Source organism: Chitinophaga caseinilytica (genome assembly GCF_038396765.1).
GTDB lineage: Bacteria > Bacteroidota > Bacteroidia > Chitinophagales > Chitinophagaceae > Chitinophaga > Chitinophaga caseinilytica.
On the sequence record NZ_CP150096.1, the window covers coordinates 731,918 to 748,217 of the forward strand.

The window sequence follows — 16,300 nt, forward strand, 5'->3', positions numbered from 1 at the left end:
GCTTCGTTTTCCCCCATCTTTCCCACCAATACAAATTTTTATTTATAATTAATTTTGATAATGTGTTTTTCCGGTGTATATTGCATCCGCTAGCATCACCTGTACCAAAGAAACGTATACCTATGAAAATCGCAAGCACGCTGCCGGCCCTTGGCATAGCGGTGGCCCTTTGCCTCACCGCCTGCAAGAAGAAAGATATTTTCGAGGACAACCGCAGCCAGGGCACCATGTCGATGAAGCTCGACGGGCAGGTGCTCACCGTTTCCAAACAACTCACCGGCAGCCTGTACGATACGGCCAACGACGTGATGAGCCATCTCATCGTGAGCGGTATGACGGAAGACAACCAGCTTCTGACCGTCAACGTCGCGTTTCCCAACAAACAACTGAAAACCGGCACCTACGAACTGAACACTTTCCGATACAACACCATCGGCTGGATGCAGCGCCTCAGCGACGCCATCGGTTATTCCGCGGTGGACCTCGAGTACGGCGCCAGCGCCATCATCAAGATCGAATCCATCAGCGAATCTAAAGCGAAAGGCACTTTCAGCGGTGTGTTGATCCACGATGTGGACGAAACCAAAAAGAAAGTAGTTTCCGAAGGCAGATTCGAGGTTTCGCTCATCAAATACACGAAGTAATTTTCTGAAAAACCATCGCACCATACGTGTCCTATTTATCCCAACTTACCTGACTTCGGCAAGAGGCCGTTAGTAGCAAAATAGACTGAAAAGACAGTTAAAAACGACAGTAGAATGTAGACCGCGTCATACGTCATCCGGCGTCAGTGACCAAACCATCAAGACATGAAAAGGGCTCCAGGTGACGACCGGGAGCCCTTTTTCTTTTGCGTTGTTTTAGTTTCGCGTTATTATTTGATCCCCCATACGGCACGCACTTCCGCACGGATCTTGATGGTTTTGAAATCGATGTTGGAATCGGGCGCACCGCCTGCAGCATCGTAAGCGGCAGTTTTGCGGACCATCATATTCGCCATTTCAGGACGAACGTCGCTGTACTGATCGGTGTTGAATTCCTGGATCTCGATCACACCGGCGAGGTTTTCACCGATAGCGGCTACCAGGTATTCCGCTTTTGCCTTGGCGGCTTTCAGCGCTTCGATCTTCACCTGTTTGCGGTATTCTTCCATTTTGCTGCTGCTGAAAGAAGCTACGTTCGCGCTTTCGATGCCTTCTTCATCCACAGCGGCGAGGATGCCGTTGATTTTGTCGAGGCGGGTCAGTTTCAGGCGATACTGTTTGCGGGCCATGAAATCGGGCGCATCTTTCTTCTTTTTCCACCACTGGTCATAGTTATAACCGAATACGTTGGCGATGGTGAAATCACCTTTCGCGATACCAGCGGCTTCCACGGCTTTCTGGAGTTTTTGTTCCAGTTCGGTGATGGATACCTTCTGCGTTTTGTTCTTCATGTATTCGCGCAGGGTGATGTTGAAATAGATCTCGTCGGGCGTGATCTCGATTTCGGCGCTGCCGTTCACTTCGATCTTTTTTACCGGGGGCTTGTTGTCGGTAGTCTGTGCAAAGGAAGTTGCTGTCATAACAAGGGCCATTAAAAGTACGGTTAATCTTTTCATTGCTTTCAGTTTTAAATTCACCAGCAGGATGCGGGGCATGGATGTGTTTCCATATGCTTGTGCCGGCTTTAACTTTTCTTTAAGTTTTAGTCAGGTAAAATGTTTTTGTGTGCCGGTGTAACGTATAAAACAAAGATATGTTACAAAAGTTCTTAACTCCGCGCGTCGGTCATTTTGCGGAGGAAGTCGTGCAGCTTGGTCATGGAGTCTATCCTGTCTACGATGAGCATGAAATTCTTGCCTACCTGTTTCAGGCGTGCGTTGTTGGTGCGCGTCTGGATGTAGTGCAGGATATGCTGGAACGTGGGCGATTCGAAGTAGGGGCTGTCCGGGTTATTGATGAAATAACAGCGGAGGGTTTCTTCCTTGAGGATCATTTTCTCGAAGCCCAGTGCAATGGCCATCCAGCGGCAGCGGATGGTGGTATACAGATCGTGTACGGGTTCCGGTGCGGGCCCGAAGCGGTCTTCCAGCCCGGCGGCGAATTCCTGTAGTTTGGACTCCTGCGTGATATTGTCGAGCTCCTGGTAGAGGTTCAGTCTTTCCTGGATGCTTTCGATATACGTGTCGGGGATGAGGATTTCGAGGTCGGTATCGATGGTAGTATCGGAAACGTAATCTTTCTTTTCTTCCAGCTGGTCTTTGAACAGGTCTTTGAAATCGGTTTGCTTGAGCTCGCGGATGGCTTCGTCGAGGATTTTCTGGTACATATCGAACCCGATCTCCGCGATGAAGCCGCTTTGTTCGCCGCCCAGGAGATTCCCGGCGCCGCGGATATCGAGGTCGCGCATGGCGATCTGGAAGCCGGAGCCCAGTTCGCTGTGTTGCTCCAGCGTCTGGAGGCGTTTGCGGCTGTCTGCCGGCAGCGTGCTCATCGGCGGCGCCATCAGGTAACAGAACGCTTTCTTATTGCTTCTGCCCACACGGCCGCGCAGCTGGTGCAGATCGCTCAGGCCGAAGTGATGGGCGTTGTTGATGATAATGGTATTGGCGTTGGAAATATCCACCCCGCTTTCCACGATATTGGTACAAACCAGCACGTCGTACTTGCGGTCGATGAAATCGAGGATCACTTCTTCCAGCTTATGCCCTTCCATCTGCCCGTGCGCCGTGGCGATGCTCAGGTCCGGGCAAAGCTCCTGGATGAGGCCGGCCATTTCGCGCAGACCGTTTACCCGGTTGTGGATGAAATACACCTGGCCACCGCGCTCCGTTTCATAATAAATGGCGTCGCGGATCTGCTCTTTGTCGAACACGAGCACTTCCGTTTCGATGGGCTGGCGGTTGGGCGGCGGGGTATTGATGATGGAAAGGTCGCGCGCGCCCATGAGCGAGAACTGCAACGTCCTCGGGATAGGCGTGGCCGTTAGCGTGAGCGTATCCACGTTCACTTTCATCGTTTTCAGCTTTTCCTTCGCCGTAACGCCGAATTTCTGTTCTTCGTCCACGATCATGACGCCGAGGTCTTTGAACTTCACTTCCTTGCCGAGCAGCGAATGCGTACCGATGATGATGTCTACCTTTCCTTCTTCCAGTCTTTTCAGCGTTTCCTTCTTCTCCTTGGCGGATTTGAAACGGTTGATGTAATCCACCGTGCAGGGGAAATCCTTCAACCGCTCGGAGAACGTTTTCCAGTGCTGGAACGCGAGGATGGTGGTGGGCACGAGCACGGCGGCCTGTTTGCCGTCTACCACGGTTTTGAATGCGGCGCGCACGGCTACTTCGGTTTTGCCGAAGCCCACGTCGCCGCAAACGAGGCGGTCCATCGGCGAGGGGGATTCCATGTCGCGCTTCACGTCGGCCGTGGCTTTAGACTGGTCTGGCGTGTCTTCGTAAATGAACGAGGCTTCCAGTTCGGTTTGCAGATAGGTATCCGGCGTATGCTGGAACCCTTGCTGCGCTTTGCGGGCGGCGTAGAGCTTGATGAGGTCTTTGGCGATGTCCTTTACTTCGGTTTTCGCTTTTTCCTTCAGTTTCTCCCACGCGTCGCTGCCGAGTTTATTGACTTTGGGCGTAACGCCTTCCTTGCCGGTGTATTTGCTGATCTTGTGCAGTGAGTTGATGTTCACATACAGCAGATCGTTGTTTTTATAGATGATACGGATCGCTTCCTGCATCTTCCCGCCCACTTCGATTTTCTGCAAGCCGGAATATACGCCCACGCCGTGATCGATGTGGGTCACGAAATCGCCGGACTGCAGTTCCTGTAAAGTTTTCAGCGTAATGGCCTTGTTCTTATTGTAGGCCTGCTTCACTTTGTATTTATGGAAGCGCTGGAAGATCTGGTGATCGGTATAGCAAACGATTTTCAGACCCGGGTCCACGAACCCTGCGCTGATGGGCACCGGGATGGGATAGAAAAGAAAATCGGCTTTGAGGTCTTCGAAAATGCTGCGGAGCCTTTCGAGCTGCCGCGGGTTTTCCGCGAAGATGAACAGCGCGGTTTTGGCGGCGTTCTGGGCGGAAAGGTCTTTGATGAGCAGATCGAACTGGCGGTTGAAAACGGGTTGTTCCATCGTCCGGAACGCGATTTCCTGCACGCCGGCCGGTACCTTTTCGAAATTGAAGTGCGCCCCGAACACCACGCAATGGCGCTGCAGCAGGTCGTTCATGAGCACATCCGCCTTCGAGAAGTCTGCTTCATACAGCTGAATGGCTTCGTCGTCGCTCACGTCTGTGGCGCGGCCGGATTGCAGCCAGTCGTCGAGCCGCTGTTCCATCTGGTTCAGTACGCCCTGTACGTAAGCGGGGTCTTTGATCCAGACGGTGGTGTTTTCCGGGAGGAATTCCGTGAGCGACATTTTCTGGTGCGTGGTGGCCCGGGTGTCCATATTGGCGATGAGGGTCACCTGCATGAGCTTGCGCTCGGAAAGCTGGGATTCGGGGTCGAACAGGCGGATGGAGTCTACCTCGTCTCCGAAGAGTTCCATGCGGTAGGGCTTGTCGTTCCCGAAGGAATATATGTCCAGGATGCCGCCGCGAACGGCGTATTGCCCGGGCTCGTACACGAAATCGGTGCTTTCGAAGCCCCATTCCACGAGTTTGGCGAGGAGCTCGTCTACCTTGAGGTTTTCGCCGACTTTGACAGACACCATGTTGGTGTTGTACGATGTGTTGCCGGCTACCTTTTCGAAGATGGCTTCGGGGTAGGTGACGAGCACTTTCTTGTGGGGCTGGGGCCCGGTGAGCTTCATGAGGGCTTCCGTCCGCAGCATGCTGTGGCTGCTGTTGAAGTCGGAAAAGACGCCGGTTTTCTTGAACGAATCGGGGAAGTAGAAGATATCCAGCGCCTGGGAAAGATGTTCCAGGTCGTTATGGAAATAAGCGGCTTCTTCCTTGTCGTTCAGGATGATGAGGTGATTGGCGTCTGAGCTGTTGCGGTGGGCCACTGCCACGAAGGCGGCGGCGCTGCCGGTAAGGCCCGTGAGGTGAAAATAGCGGGGCGCGGGCATGAGGGTCCCGTCCGCCAGTGATTTCAGGCGGGGATCACGTTCAAATAATTGTAATACTCCCTGCAAATTCATGAAGGATGCAAAGATAAGGCATTTTCAAGTTTTCTGCTTCCCTTGGGTCAGGGATATGCCCGGCACCGGGCGAACATTCCTACATTCCCCCGTAAACCGGAAAAAAAGCGTAATTTATGTGAAATGGCTTTACTCATCTTGCAAAAAACCTTCATACATGCTCGAACAATGGTATACCGGCGTGGTAACGAAGATTGTGAACGAGACGTATAACACGCGTAGATATTGGATCCACATCCCCGAAAAGGAAGCATTCCACTTTAAGGCCGGGCAGTTCGTGACGCTGGATTTGCCCATCCACGAAAAGAAAAACAAGCGCTGGCGGAGTTATTCCATCGCCTCCCACCCCAACGGTTCCGCTGAAATAGAACTGGTGATCGTGTTACTGGAAGGCGGCGCCGGCACCACTTATATTTTCAATGAAATCAGAGAAGGCAGCGAGCTGACGCTCCGCGGGCCGCTGGGCAATTTCGTGCTGCCCGAATCGCTCGACCGCGACATTTTCCTCATCTGCACGGGCACGGGCATTGCGCCGTTCCGGTCGATGGCCAAGTTCCTGCACAAAAACGACATCGCGCATCCGGATATCCATCTTATTTACGGTTCGCGGTTCGAGAAGGATATTTTGTACAAAGACGAGATGCGCGCCCTTGCCGCAGAGATGCCCGGTTTCCACTACCACCCTACCCTTTCGCGGGAAGACAATCCGGAATGGACGGGCCACCGCGGCTATGTTCACCAGGTATACGAGGAGTTGCTGGCCGACCGCCGCCCGGCGCATTTCTTCCTTTGCGGCTGGAAAGCGATGATCGACGAGGCGCGGCAGCGGATACAGGCGATGGGGTACGACCGGCACGATGTTCACCTGGAACTGTACGGTTGATTTTACCGGGATTGGGATTATTTTTGCTTCAGGTTAGTTTTTATCGCGAGCGGGTTGATTATCGCAAGACGGTTTGAATTTTCGCGACACCAAAATCCGTTTATCGCAAGACGGTTTCCATATCGCAGGGAACGGTTGATTTATCGCATAAAAAAAGGCGCCTCCGACCGGAGGCGCCTCGTTATTTTTCGGACGGATCAATTAATCCATCATAGCTTTCATGACCATTTCCTTCACGGCGGTGAGCGGGATGCGTTCCTGCTCCATGGAGTCGCGGTGGCGGATGGTTACCGTACCGTCTTCGATCGTCTGGTGATCTACGGTCACGCAGAACGGCGTACCGATGGCATCCTGACGGCGATAGCGCTTACCGATGGAATCTTTCTCTTCGTAGTAGCAGTAGAAATTCTTTTTGCAATCTGCGATGAGGCTTTTCGCAATTTCAGGCAGCCCGTCTTTTTTGGTCAGCGGGAATACGGCCAGCTTGATGGGAGCCAGCTTCGCGGGGAACTTCAGCACCGTGCGGGTATCCGGTTTTTCAGGAGTACCCACTTCCTGCTCTTCATACGCTTCCGAAAGCACCATGAAGCAGCAGCGGTCCAGACCGATCGAAGTTTCGATCACGTACGGAACGTAGTTCTGGTTGATCTCGGGATCGAAGTACTGGAGCTTCTTGCCGGAGAATTTCTGGTGTTGCGACAGGTCATGGTTTGTACGGGAATGGATACCTTCCACTTCTTTGAAACCAATGGGGAAATCATATTCGATATCCACCGCCGCTTTAGCGTAGAAAGCCAGCTTAGGGTGATCGTGGAACTGCAATTTCGAGTTATCGATGCCCAGCGACTTATGCCATTTCAACCGCTCTTCTTTCCAGTAAGCATACCATTCGTCTTCCGTGCCAGGGCGGATAAAGAACTGCATCTCCATCTGCTCGAACTCGCGCATGCGGAACACGAACTGGCGGGCAACGATCTCGTTACGGAACGCCTTACCCACCTGCGCGATACCGAACGGGATTTTCATACGGCCCGTTTTCTGCACGTTCAGGAAGTTCACGAAAATACCCTGCGCCGTTTCCGGGCGGAGATACACTTTATTATCGTCTTCGTTGTCGGACGCAACGGCGCCGAACTCGGTGGAAAACATGAGGTTGAACTGGCGAACGTCTGTCCAGTTAACGGTCCCGCTCACGGAGCATTTGATCTTGTTATCCTCGATCAGCTTTTTCAGGCCGGCGAAATCGTCTTTGGAAATAAGGCCCTCCATTTCGGCGATCAGGGCTTTGCCCGCTTCCGCGTCCAGCGTTTCGGCGAACCCTTCGATCAGGTGGTCTACGCGGTAGCGCTTCTTGCTGTCTTTATTATCGATCATCGGGTCGGAGAAGTTATCTACGTGCCCGGAAGCTTTCCAAACCGTGGGGTGCATGAAGATCGCCGCGTCGATGCCCACGATGTTTTCATGCATCTGGGTCATGGAACGCCACCAATAGTCGCGCACGTTTTTCTTGAGCTCCGCGCCGTACTGACCGTAGTCGTACACCGCGCTCAGACCGTCGTAAATTTCGCTCGACGGGAAAATGAAACCGTATTCTTTACAGTGCGAAATGATCGCCTGGAACTTGTTCTGATCTGTTGCCATAGTCGCGCAAAGATAAAATCCTATTTTGAAACAACGTATTATATTAATTCATCACACGTTAGCCTTTCAGCTTTTCATTGTCTTTATGCCGGGTGGCGTCTCGTGTGGTTTTTTTCTCGAAATTCTGTTCCAGCGCCGCGGTGAGGTCTACACCGGTCTGGTTGGCCAGGCACATCACCACCCACAGTACATCCGCCAGCTCGTCTGCCAGGTTTTTATCGCGGTCGGAGGGTTTGAACGATTGGTCGCCGTACTGGCGGCTGATGATCCGGGCCACTTCGCCGACCTCTTCGGTGAGGATGGCCATGTTGGTGAGTTCGGAAAAGTAGCGGACGCCGGTGGTGTTGATCCATTGGTCTACGCGCTGCTGGGCTTCCTGGATGGTCATTTATTCTCGGTTTTTAGTATCGATGATGATGGTGACGGGCCCGTCGTTCACCAGGGAAACCTGCATATCCGCCCCGAAGCTGCCGGTGCCGATGGGCTTTCCGAGGTCGGCTTCCATCCGGGCGATCATGCTTTCGTAGAGCGGGATGGCGGTGTCGGGTTTGCTGGCTTTGAGGTAGCTGGGCCGGTTGCCTTTTTTGGTGGATGCGTGGAGGGTGAATTGGGAAACGAGGAGGACGTCGCCCCCGGTTTCGAGGGCGCTGCGGTTCATGACGCCGTTTTCGTCGTTAAAAACGCGGAGGTTGACGATTTTGGCGCTCAGCCACGCAATATCTTCCGGCCCGTCGGCGTCTTCTATACCCAGCAGCACGAGGAGGCCTCCGCCGATGGCGGATTTCACTTCCCCGCCGATGGTAACGTCTGCCCGGGACACCCTTTGGATCACAGCTCTCATAAAATATTCTTCGAAGCGTTTACATTTGCGTTAAAGATAAGGAATGTGTTATGCTTGACGTGACTCCAGAGATAAAATTCAAAACCGCCCGCAGCGGCGGCAAGGGCGGCCAGAACGTAAACAAGGTGGAAACGATGGTGGAAGGGTACTTCCACATCGCGGAATCCGCTATTCTGACCGACGAGCAGAAAGCCCTCCTGCTGCAAAACCTCGGCAGCAAACTGAATGCCGACGGCCTGCTGCAGGTAAAATCGCAGACCGAGCGCTCGCAGCTGGGCAACAAAGGGGAAGTGATCCGAAAAATGAACGCCCTGCTGGAAAAAGGGCTCTTTGTCCCGAAAACCCGCAAAAAAGTGAAGCCGACGAAAGCCATGAAGGAAAAACGCCTCCAGTTCAAGAAACGGCTCAGCGAAAAAAAACAGAACCGCCGCCCGGGAACGGGGCGCGACTATTAATACGATTCTTATTTTTGGATTAAAACCGACGCTTTGGGAAATATCAAGAAACTGGCCGGCGCAACGATCTGGTACGGCGTTCCTACCATTGTACACCGATTTTTAGGGTTCATTCTCCAGCTCTTCCTCACGAGCGTGTTCCCCGCGGAGAAGTTCGGGGAGGTGGGGCAATTGTACGCATTCATCCCGTTTTGCAATATTATTTTCACCTACGGCCTGGAAACCAGCTATTTCCGGTTTACGCAGTCGGTGGAGAAAGACCGGCTTTTCAACACCCTGAACGTTTCCATGATCGTGAGCACCATCCTGTTTTCGGGGATATTGCTCATCGGTTCGCCGGTGTTGGCAGACGGTTTGGGCTTCCCCGGCCGGGCAGACCTCGTGATGCTGGCCACGGGCGTGCTTTTCTTCGACACCCTCACCACGATCCCTTTCGCCAGGCTCCGCCAGGAAGGCCGGCCGCGCAAGTTCGCCGCCGTGAAACTGGCGACCATCGTTGTACAGATCGTTCTGACCGTTTTTATCCTCAAATACGCGCCGAAGCTCCATGCCCAGGGGCACCTGTCCTGGTACAACCCCGACCGTGGCGTGGAATATTTCGTGATCGCCAACATGATCGCCAGCGCCTGTTCGCTGCTGTTCCTGTCCAAAGAGTTCAGCACTTTCCGCTGGAAGTTCGATAAAACCCTCTGGAAGGAGGTGATCCGCTACAGCTGGCCCCTCATCGCCATCGGCCTCGGCGGCATGATCAACGAAATGCTGAGCCGGCTCATCTTCCCGCAGGTATACCCCGCCAGCCGCGAGGTATCTATGAGCCTGCTGGGTATTTTTTCGGCCAACTACAAGCTGGCGGTGCTTATTACGATCAGCATCACTGCGTTCCGGATGGGCGCGGAGCCGTTTTTCTTCAACCAGAGCGACCGGAAAGACGCGCCGCAGACCTATGCACGCGTCATGAAATACTTCACGATGTTCATGGGGGCGGCTTTCCTCGTGGTGGCCCTGTTCCTCGATATCTGGTCGTGGCTCATTACCCGGGGGGCCGATAAATCGTATGCGGAAGGGCTCCATGTGGTGCCGGTGCTGGCCATGGCCACGGTGTTCCTGGGGATTTACTACAACCTCACGATCTGGTATAAACTGACGAACCGCAACCTGATGGGCGTGTGGATCACGATGGGCGGGGCCTTGGTGACGATCGTCCTCAATATCTGGTGGATCCCGCAGTTCAGCTATACGGGCTCGGCCTGGGCTACATTTGTTTGTTACGCGTCGATGATGACGGCTTCGTACCTGCTCGGGCAGAAATATTACCCGGTGCCGTACGAGGTGCCGAAGGTGCTGGGGTACCTGGGCCTGGCGGCTGCGCTGTATGTGCTGCATGATTATATCAAGGCGCAGGGGCTGGGGTTCTGGCCCGTTCATATCGCCGCCGTGGTGGAATTGGGTGTATACCTGGCCGTTATCGCCTGGTCGGAAAGGAAAGACATCGCCCGGCTGCTGTCACGCAAGGCGGGTTGAGGGGTCTTCCGGAACGAAGGGGTTATGCACCTTCTCGAACCCGATCGTAGTTTCGGGACCGTGCCCGGAATACACCACCGTTTCGTCGGGCAACTTGTACAGTTTTTCCCGGATGCTGCTGGCCAATGTTTCAAAATTACCTCCGGGGAAGTCGGAACGACCAACACTCTGTTTAAATAACACATCTCCTGCGATCACGAAATGTTGCTTCGCGGAATAGAACGAAATGCTTCCGGGGGAATGGCCGGGGGTGAGGATCACTTCCAGTTCATCGTCTCCCAACGTCACTTTATCACCCTCTTCCAGGTAACCCACCGGCTCGGGGCTGGGCTCGAAAGGGATGTTGTACATCATCCCGGATTGGGGGGAACGGTCGAGCACCACCTGGTCTAACCGGTGGATTTCCGGCCCTTTCCCAAACATTTTCTGGACCAGCCTGTTGCTGAAGATATGATCGAGATGGCAGTGGGTATTGAGTAACCGGGCCACTGTCAGCTCATTTTCGGCCATAAACCGGAGGAACCCGTCCCGCTCTTCCTGATAATAAAATCCGGGGTCTATAATGATACACTGCTTTTTTTCGTTAATTAGTACGTATGTATTCTCCTGAAAAGGATTCACCGTGAAGCACCTGATTTCAAACATTGTTGACGTTTTTTACTAATTTTAATTCGCAACACAATATTATCAATACTTTCCGTATGAACCGATTTATTACCAGGTCAATTATTCCATGCTTATGCCTATTGATCGGATTTGTTGTTAACGCCCAGGCGCAGACGAATACCGTGGAATTTGGCCAGAACCGGGTACAGTACAAGAACTTCAAGTGGCGGTTCTATACGACCCGGCACTTCAACACGTACTTCGCCCAGAACGGCCTCGAGCTCGGCAAGTACGTGGCCCAGTGCGCGGAAAGGGAATTGCCCCAGCTGGAGGAGTTCATGGAATTCACCTTCCGGCAGAAAGTCAACATTATTGTGTACAACAACTTCGCCGAATTCAAGCAATCCAACGTCGGGATCGGGGTAGAATGGCAGAATACGGGCGGGGTGACGAAGCTCGTCGGCAATAAGCTCCTCGTTTACTTCGACGGCGACCATGCCAACCTGCGCCGCCAGATCCGCCAGGGCATCGCCCGGGTCATGCTCGAAACCCTCCTCTTCGGTGAAGATATCGGCGAATTCGCCGGCAACGCCGTGCTCATCGATTTCCCCAACTGGTTCACCGACGGGTTCATCGCATACGCCGCCGAAAACTGGAACCCCCAGCTCGACGATCAGCTGAAAGCCGCCCTCAACTCCGGAAAATACAACACCTTCAACCAGCTTACGTTCGACAAGCCCCTGCTGGCCGGCCAGGCGTTCTGGTATTACGTGGAAAGCAAGTACGGTAAAGACGCCGTCCCTTACCTCATGTACATCACCCGCATCAACCGCGGCCTCAAAAAAGGCTTCGAACAGGTATTGCACATGAAACCCAAAGCCGCTCAGGCCGATTTCATGATGTGGTGGCGCAAACGCTTCCAGGAAGACGGGCGCCGCCGCCGCCAGGTGACGCGCGGTACGGGCGTGATTTCCAACGAGATCGGTAAAAAAGACTACTACCGCTACGCCCCCAATCCCAAAAACTCCATGTACGCCGTGGTGGAATACAGCAAAGGCACCTACAAAGTGAAGATCAACCTGGGATGGAGCACCAACAAGGTACTGCTGAAAAGCGGCGTCAAACAGCTCACGTCCAAACTCGATCCCAACTATCCCCTGCTGGCCTGGAACCATAAAGGCAACCGGCTCGCCGTGGTATACGAACACGAAGGCAAAACCCGCCTCATGGTCTACGACCTGATCTCCAAGATCACCATCAAGCAAGACCTGCCCATGTTCGAAAGGATCATCGATATGAAGTTCTTCTTCGAATTCGACAACTCCCTCCTGCTGTCTGCCGTGCGCAACGGTCATACCGATATCTTCACCTACAGCATGACCAACAGCAAGGTAGACCAGATCACCAACGACGTGTGGGACGATCTCGATCCTTCTTTCGCGGCGTTCCCCGGCAAAAGCGGGATCATCTATTCATCGAACCGCCCCAACGCGAAAGCCCGTACTTCGGACACTTCGCTGCCGCATAACCGGTATAATATTTTCATGGTCGACAACTGGAACAAATCTTCCGAAAAACAGATTTCCCAGTTGACGGACCTCCCCTACGGCAATGCCCGCCTGCCCGTTCAGTACAATACCACCCACTTTACCTTCGTGAGCGATGCCAACGGTATCAACAACCGGTACGCCGGTTTCTTCCGCGCGGAAAGGGCCGGGGTGGATTCCCTGTACTTCGTGGGCGCGGAGATCCTCCACAATCCCGACAAGGAAGAACTGGATTCCGCATTGATGGATTACGGCGCCACGGCACCGGATTCCGTGCAGGCCATTACCATCACCAACGACTCAACGTACGTTTTCCCTGTTACCAACTACCAGTTCGGCATCAAGGAATCCCGGATCGCGGGAGACCAGGGCATGGTGTCGGAAGTAGTGCAGATCGGCGACTGGAAACGGTTGTATAAATTGAAAGTGGACACCAATACGCTGAAAAAACGCAACGTATCGGCCCGGCCCACCAACTACATGCGCCAGCAAATGCGCTACGACTCCCTGCGCATGGGCCTCCCGAGCTATTACGCACGGCCAGACACGGCACCCAAGCAGCCCAACTTCTTCCAGAACGAATTCGGCAACGAGCCGGCAGATACGGCCGCGCATACCGCCAATGAGCCCGCGCTGTCTGAAAAGAAAGAGCCGCCCATCCTGAAAAGCGCGCGCCTGAGCAATTACAGGCTCAAGTTCAGCTCCGACTACCTGGTAACGCAGATAGACAACTCGGTGCTCATGAACCGCTACCAGCCTTACTACGGCTGGCCGCAGGGCCCCATCCGCCTGGCAGATCCCGTGAATGGCCTCATCCGCCTCGGCATCAGCGATCTCATGGAAGATTACAAGTTCTCCGGCGCGTTCCGTATCCCCCTCGCCCTCGACGGTACCGAGTATATGTTCTCGTTCGCTTATCTCAAGAAGCGTTTCGATTACAAACTGACGTATTACCGCAAGGTGGAAAAAGCCGCACTGACCGTTGGGGACGGCAGCAACCAGTTCACCAACTATCCCATCAAGAACAAAACGAACATCTACCAGGGAGAAGTCCGCTATCCGTTCGACCAGGTGCGCAGCATGCGCATCGCGGCAGGCCTGCGGACGGATGAGCTGGTAGTGCTCGCCAACGACCAGGGATCGCTGAAAGAGCCCAACTACAAGGAAACCGCCGTGCTGGCGCGTTTGGAATATGTGCACGACAATGTGATCAACCCCGCCATCAATATCTTCAAAGGCACCCGCTACAAGATTTATGGCGACATGGTGGCGCAGATTTCCGGGAACCGCAACACCCTGTTCGGACAAGTGACACCGAAAGGCAAGTTCACCTACAACATGGGCATCGATGCGCGCCATTACGTGGAAATTACCCGGAACTTCATCTGGGCAACGCGTTTCGCCGCCGACCTTTCCTGGGGCTCGCGCAAGCTGATCTACTTCCTCGGCGGGGTAGACAACTGGATGATCAAACCCGACATCTACACCAACCGCGCGCCGAACGCCAATGAAAACTACGCTTACCAGACGCTGGCCGTGAACATGCGCGGCTACAAACAGAACATCCGCAACGGTAACAACGTGATGTTGATGAATACGGAGCTCCGCCTGCCGGTGTTCACCACTTTCATCGACAAGCCCATCAACAGCGCGTTCCTCCGCAACTTCCAGCTGATATCGTTTATCGACATCGGTACGGCCTGGAACGAGAAACTGAAGTTCAAGGACGCGAATTATACGGAATACGTGACCGAAGAAGGTGTGGTGATCCGCATCAAGGAAGGCTTCCTCGGGCCCTTCGTAGGCGGTTACGGATTCGGTGCCCGCACCACCGTGCTGGGCTACTTCGCCCGCTTCGACGCCGGCTGGCCCATGACCGGGTTCTTCCGCGGCAAACCGCAGCTCACCTTCGGTTTGGGGGTAGACTTCTAAACAAAACGCATTTTCACATACACGAAAAAGCCGGCTACATCAGCCGGCTTTTTTTATGGTAAAATCTGTTGTAAAATGTTGGAAAGGCGCGATGGCTGTGCGGATCATTCCGTTACAAAATTTTTGGAAGGAAGATGCACCCCGCTGCGATCACTGCGCCGATGGCTGCGATGAGCACCGCCCCGGCTGCCATGTCTTTGATGTTTTTGACGAGGGGATGCTGGTCCGGATGGAGGAGGTCCATCGATTTTTCGATGGCAGTGTTGAGCAGTTCGGCCGTCCACACGGCAGCGGTGGCTACGGCGAGCACGGCCCATTCGCCGGCGGAACAGCGGAAGAAGGCCCCTGCTGCGATAACGGCGCCGGTGGCCACGAGGTGGATACGGGCGTTGGGCTCGCTGCGGAGCGCGGTGCCGATACCGCGGAAGGCGTTGCGGAAACTGCCGGTCAGCCTGTTCATCACTGTGTAAATTTGATCATGGCTTCCAGCGCGGCGAGGTGGCCCTTGAAGGCTTTTTCGCCGGTTTTGGTGATGGAATAGGTGGTGTTGGTTTTGCGGCCCACGAAACCTTTGTGCACCTTGATGTACGCATTTTCTTCCAGCGTGGAAAGGTGCGAGGCCAGGTTGCCGTCGGTTACGTCGAGCATCGCCTTGAGATCGTTGAAGCTCACTTCCTCGCTCACCATGAGCACGCTCATCACGCCAAGCCGTATTCTACTTTCGAACAGTTTATTCAGATTCTCGATTGGATTCATGCATACCGGGGTTTAAGCCGCCTGGGGGGCGCGTTCGTATTTCCACCACATGATGACGCCGTACAGGATATGTACCAGCCCGAAGCCGAGCGCCCAGAAAAAGAGGCCGTATCCCAGCCAGAAAGTGGCGATAACGCCGAGGAGGCATTCGGTGAAGCCCACATAACGCAACTCCGGCATGGTGAATTTGCTGGCGTTGATGAGCGCCAGGCCATAAAACACGAGGCAGGCCGGGGCCACGAAACCGTAAAACCCGTTATAGATCATGCCGAGGATGAAGAGCCCTCCGGCCACGAGCGGCACGGCGAGGTTGATGACCACTTTGCGGGCGGTGGCGTCCCAGATGGGAAGGCCCTGCTGCCGGGCTTTCCGCCAGGTGAAGTAGCTCCCTGTGGTGAGGGCGCCCGCGAGCACCGCCGCTGCCACCAGCATCAGTTTGAGTATGACGGTGTTATGTTCGGGAGCGGGGCTGTAAATATCAGCATCGTAAGCGATCTGCGTTCCGTTCCCGGCGCGGTACTCGTCCAGGATGCCGTACGCGAACCATGCGCCGATGAGCCCGCTGAGGCCTGCGCCCACGCCGCCGAGGCCGCTGAGCGACATGAACCGCGTGCTGCGTTCCATGATCCGCTTGATGTCTTTAAGGGTATCGAGATGTTGTTGCTCGTTCATAGAGAAAGCACTTTGTCTATCAAAGCTAGGCATATTTCCGGAAAATGGGGCATGGGAACGCCGGGAAAGAAATCCGGCATGTTTTTGTGTTGTTATAGGGGTGAAGGGTCGGGACGCGCGTTTTGTCATAGGGCGTTGCGGGCAGAGCGGAGTAACCTTGGGAAGGGGGTGTTCGTTTAGGGTGGGTTACGACGGCCGGTGCCGATCCTCATAAAATTACCATGTTGCCCGAAAAGTGTAGGCTGATGCGTGAGTGGCGATGGATGGATGATGGGTGCGATGCGGGCCTGACAGCACGGGTTTCCCGGGTTTCCGCGGTGCG

At 54.3% G+C, this 16,300-nt stretch carries 14 protein-coding genes; 5 read left to right on the plus strand and 9 right to left on the minus strand.

Annotation, left to right across the window (positions count from 1 at the left end):
* Window positions 1-122 precede the first annotated feature (122 nt).
* Complete coding sequence (locus WJU22_RS03115) at window positions 123-644, plus strand: hypothetical protein (protein ID WP_341841829.1); 522 nt, start codon at window positions 123-125, stop codon at window positions 642-644.
* Window positions 645-874: 230 nt separating this feature from the next.
* Here the strand turns inward: WJU22_RS03115 and WJU22_RS03120 are convergent, their stop codons facing one another.
* Both WJU22_RS03120 and mfd read right to left on the minus strand, forming a co-directional pair.
* On the minus strand, window positions 875-1,600 hold the full coding sequence (locus WJU22_RS03120) for an SIMPL domain-containing protein (RefSeq protein WP_341841830.1): 726 nt from the start codon (window positions 1,598-1,600) through the stop codon (window positions 875-877).
* 152 nt (window positions 1,601-1,752) lie between these two features.
* On the minus strand, window positions 1,753-5,124 hold the full coding sequence (mfd, locus tag WJU22_RS03125; RefSeq protein WP_341841831.1) for a transcription-repair coupling factor: 3,372 nt from the start codon (window positions 5,122-5,124) through the stop codon (window positions 1,753-1,755).
* A 157-nt stretch (window positions 5,125-5,281) separates the two neighbouring features.
* Here mfd and WJU22_RS03130 point away from each other — a divergent pair, with 157 nt between their 5' ends.
* Window positions 5,282-6,007 (plus strand): ferredoxin--NADP reductase, encoded by a 726-nt coding sequence (locus WJU22_RS03130; protein ID WP_341841832.1) that lies wholly within the window; start codon window positions 5,282-5,284, stop codon window positions 6,005-6,007.
* A gap of 201 nt (window positions 6,008-6,208) precedes the next feature.
* Here WJU22_RS03130 and WJU22_RS03135 read toward each other — a convergent pair whose 3' ends face one another.
* From WJU22_RS03135 to dtd, 3 genes are read right to left on the minus strand one after another with little or no spacing between them, the layout of a single operon-like run.
* A complete protein-coding gene (locus WJU22_RS03135; RefSeq protein WP_341841833.1) occupies window positions 6,209-7,648 on the minus strand; it encodes a glycine--tRNA ligase in 1,440 nt (479 codons plus the stop codon).
* Window positions 7,649-7,706: 58 nt separating this feature from the next.
* Complete coding sequence (locus tag WJU22_RS03140; RefSeq protein ID WP_341841834.1) at window positions 7,707-8,036, minus strand: nucleotide pyrophosphohydrolase; 330 nt, start codon at window positions 8,034-8,036, stop codon at window positions 7,707-7,709.
* Window positions 8,037-8,489 (minus strand): D-aminoacyl-tRNA deacylase, encoded by a 453-nt coding sequence (dtd, locus tag WJU22_RS03145; protein ID WP_341841835.1) that lies wholly within the window; start codon window positions 8,487-8,489, stop codon window positions 8,037-8,039.
* Between the two features lie 50 nt (window positions 8,490-8,539).
* Here dtd and arfB point away from each other — a divergent pair, with 50 nt between their 5' ends.
* Both arfB and WJU22_RS03155 read left to right on the plus strand, forming a co-directional pair.
* Window positions 8,540-8,944 carry an alternative ribosome rescue aminoacyl-tRNA hydrolase ArfB gene (arfB, locus tag WJU22_RS03150; protein ID WP_341841836.1) on the plus strand — a complete coding sequence of 135 codons (405 nt, stop codon included), beginning with the start codon at window positions 8,540-8,542 and terminating at the stop codon, window positions 8,942-8,944.
* Window positions 8,945-8,977: 33 nt separating this feature from the next.
* Complete coding sequence (locus WJU22_RS03155; protein ID WP_341841837.1) at window positions 8,978-10,465, plus strand: lipopolysaccharide biosynthesis protein; 1,488 nt, start codon at window positions 8,978-8,980, stop codon at window positions 10,463-10,465.
* On the opposite strand, the gene WJU22_RS03160 is transcribed toward WJU22_RS03155, so the two are convergent.
* Window positions 10,448-11,110 (minus strand): MBL fold metallo-hydrolase, encoded by a 663-nt coding sequence (locus tag WJU22_RS03160; protein WP_341841838.1) that lies wholly within the window; start codon window positions 11,108-11,110, stop codon window positions 10,448-10,450. The genes WJU22_RS03155 and WJU22_RS03160 overlap by 18 nt on opposite strands.
* Window positions 11,111-11,211: 101 nt before the next feature.
* On the opposite strand from WJU22_RS03160, the gene WJU22_RS03165 reads away from it, so the two are divergent.
* Window positions 11,212-14,550, plus strand: coding sequence for a hypothetical protein (locus tag WJU22_RS03165; protein WP_341841839.1), 3,339 nt, complete (start codon window positions 11,212-11,214; stop codon window positions 14,548-14,550).
* Window positions 14,551-14,662: 112 nt separating this feature from the next.
* Here WJU22_RS03165 and WJU22_RS03170 read toward each other — a convergent pair whose 3' ends face one another.
* The 3 genes from WJU22_RS03170 to WJU22_RS03180 are packed head-to-tail and all read right to left on the minus strand — an operon-like array spanning window position 14,663 to window position 15,978.
* Complete coding sequence (locus WJU22_RS03170; RefSeq protein ID WP_341841840.1) at window positions 14,663-15,010, minus strand: diacylglycerol kinase family protein; 348 nt, start codon at window positions 15,008-15,010, stop codon at window positions 14,663-14,665.
* Window positions 15,010-15,306, minus strand: coding sequence for a transcriptional regulator (locus tag WJU22_RS03175; RefSeq protein WP_341841841.1), 297 nt, complete (start codon window positions 15,304-15,306; stop codon window positions 15,010-15,012). Before WJU22_RS03175 ends, WJU22_RS03170 begins: the two co-directional genes overlap by 1 nt.
* 12 nt (window positions 15,307-15,318) lie before the next feature.
* The gene (locus WJU22_RS03180) at window positions 15,319-15,978 is read right to left on the minus strand and encodes a hypothetical protein (RefSeq protein ID WP_341841842.1); all 660 of its coding nucleotides are present in this window, start codon (window positions 15,976-15,978) and stop codon (window positions 15,319-15,321) included.
* Window positions 15,979-16,300 lie beyond the last annotated feature (322 nt).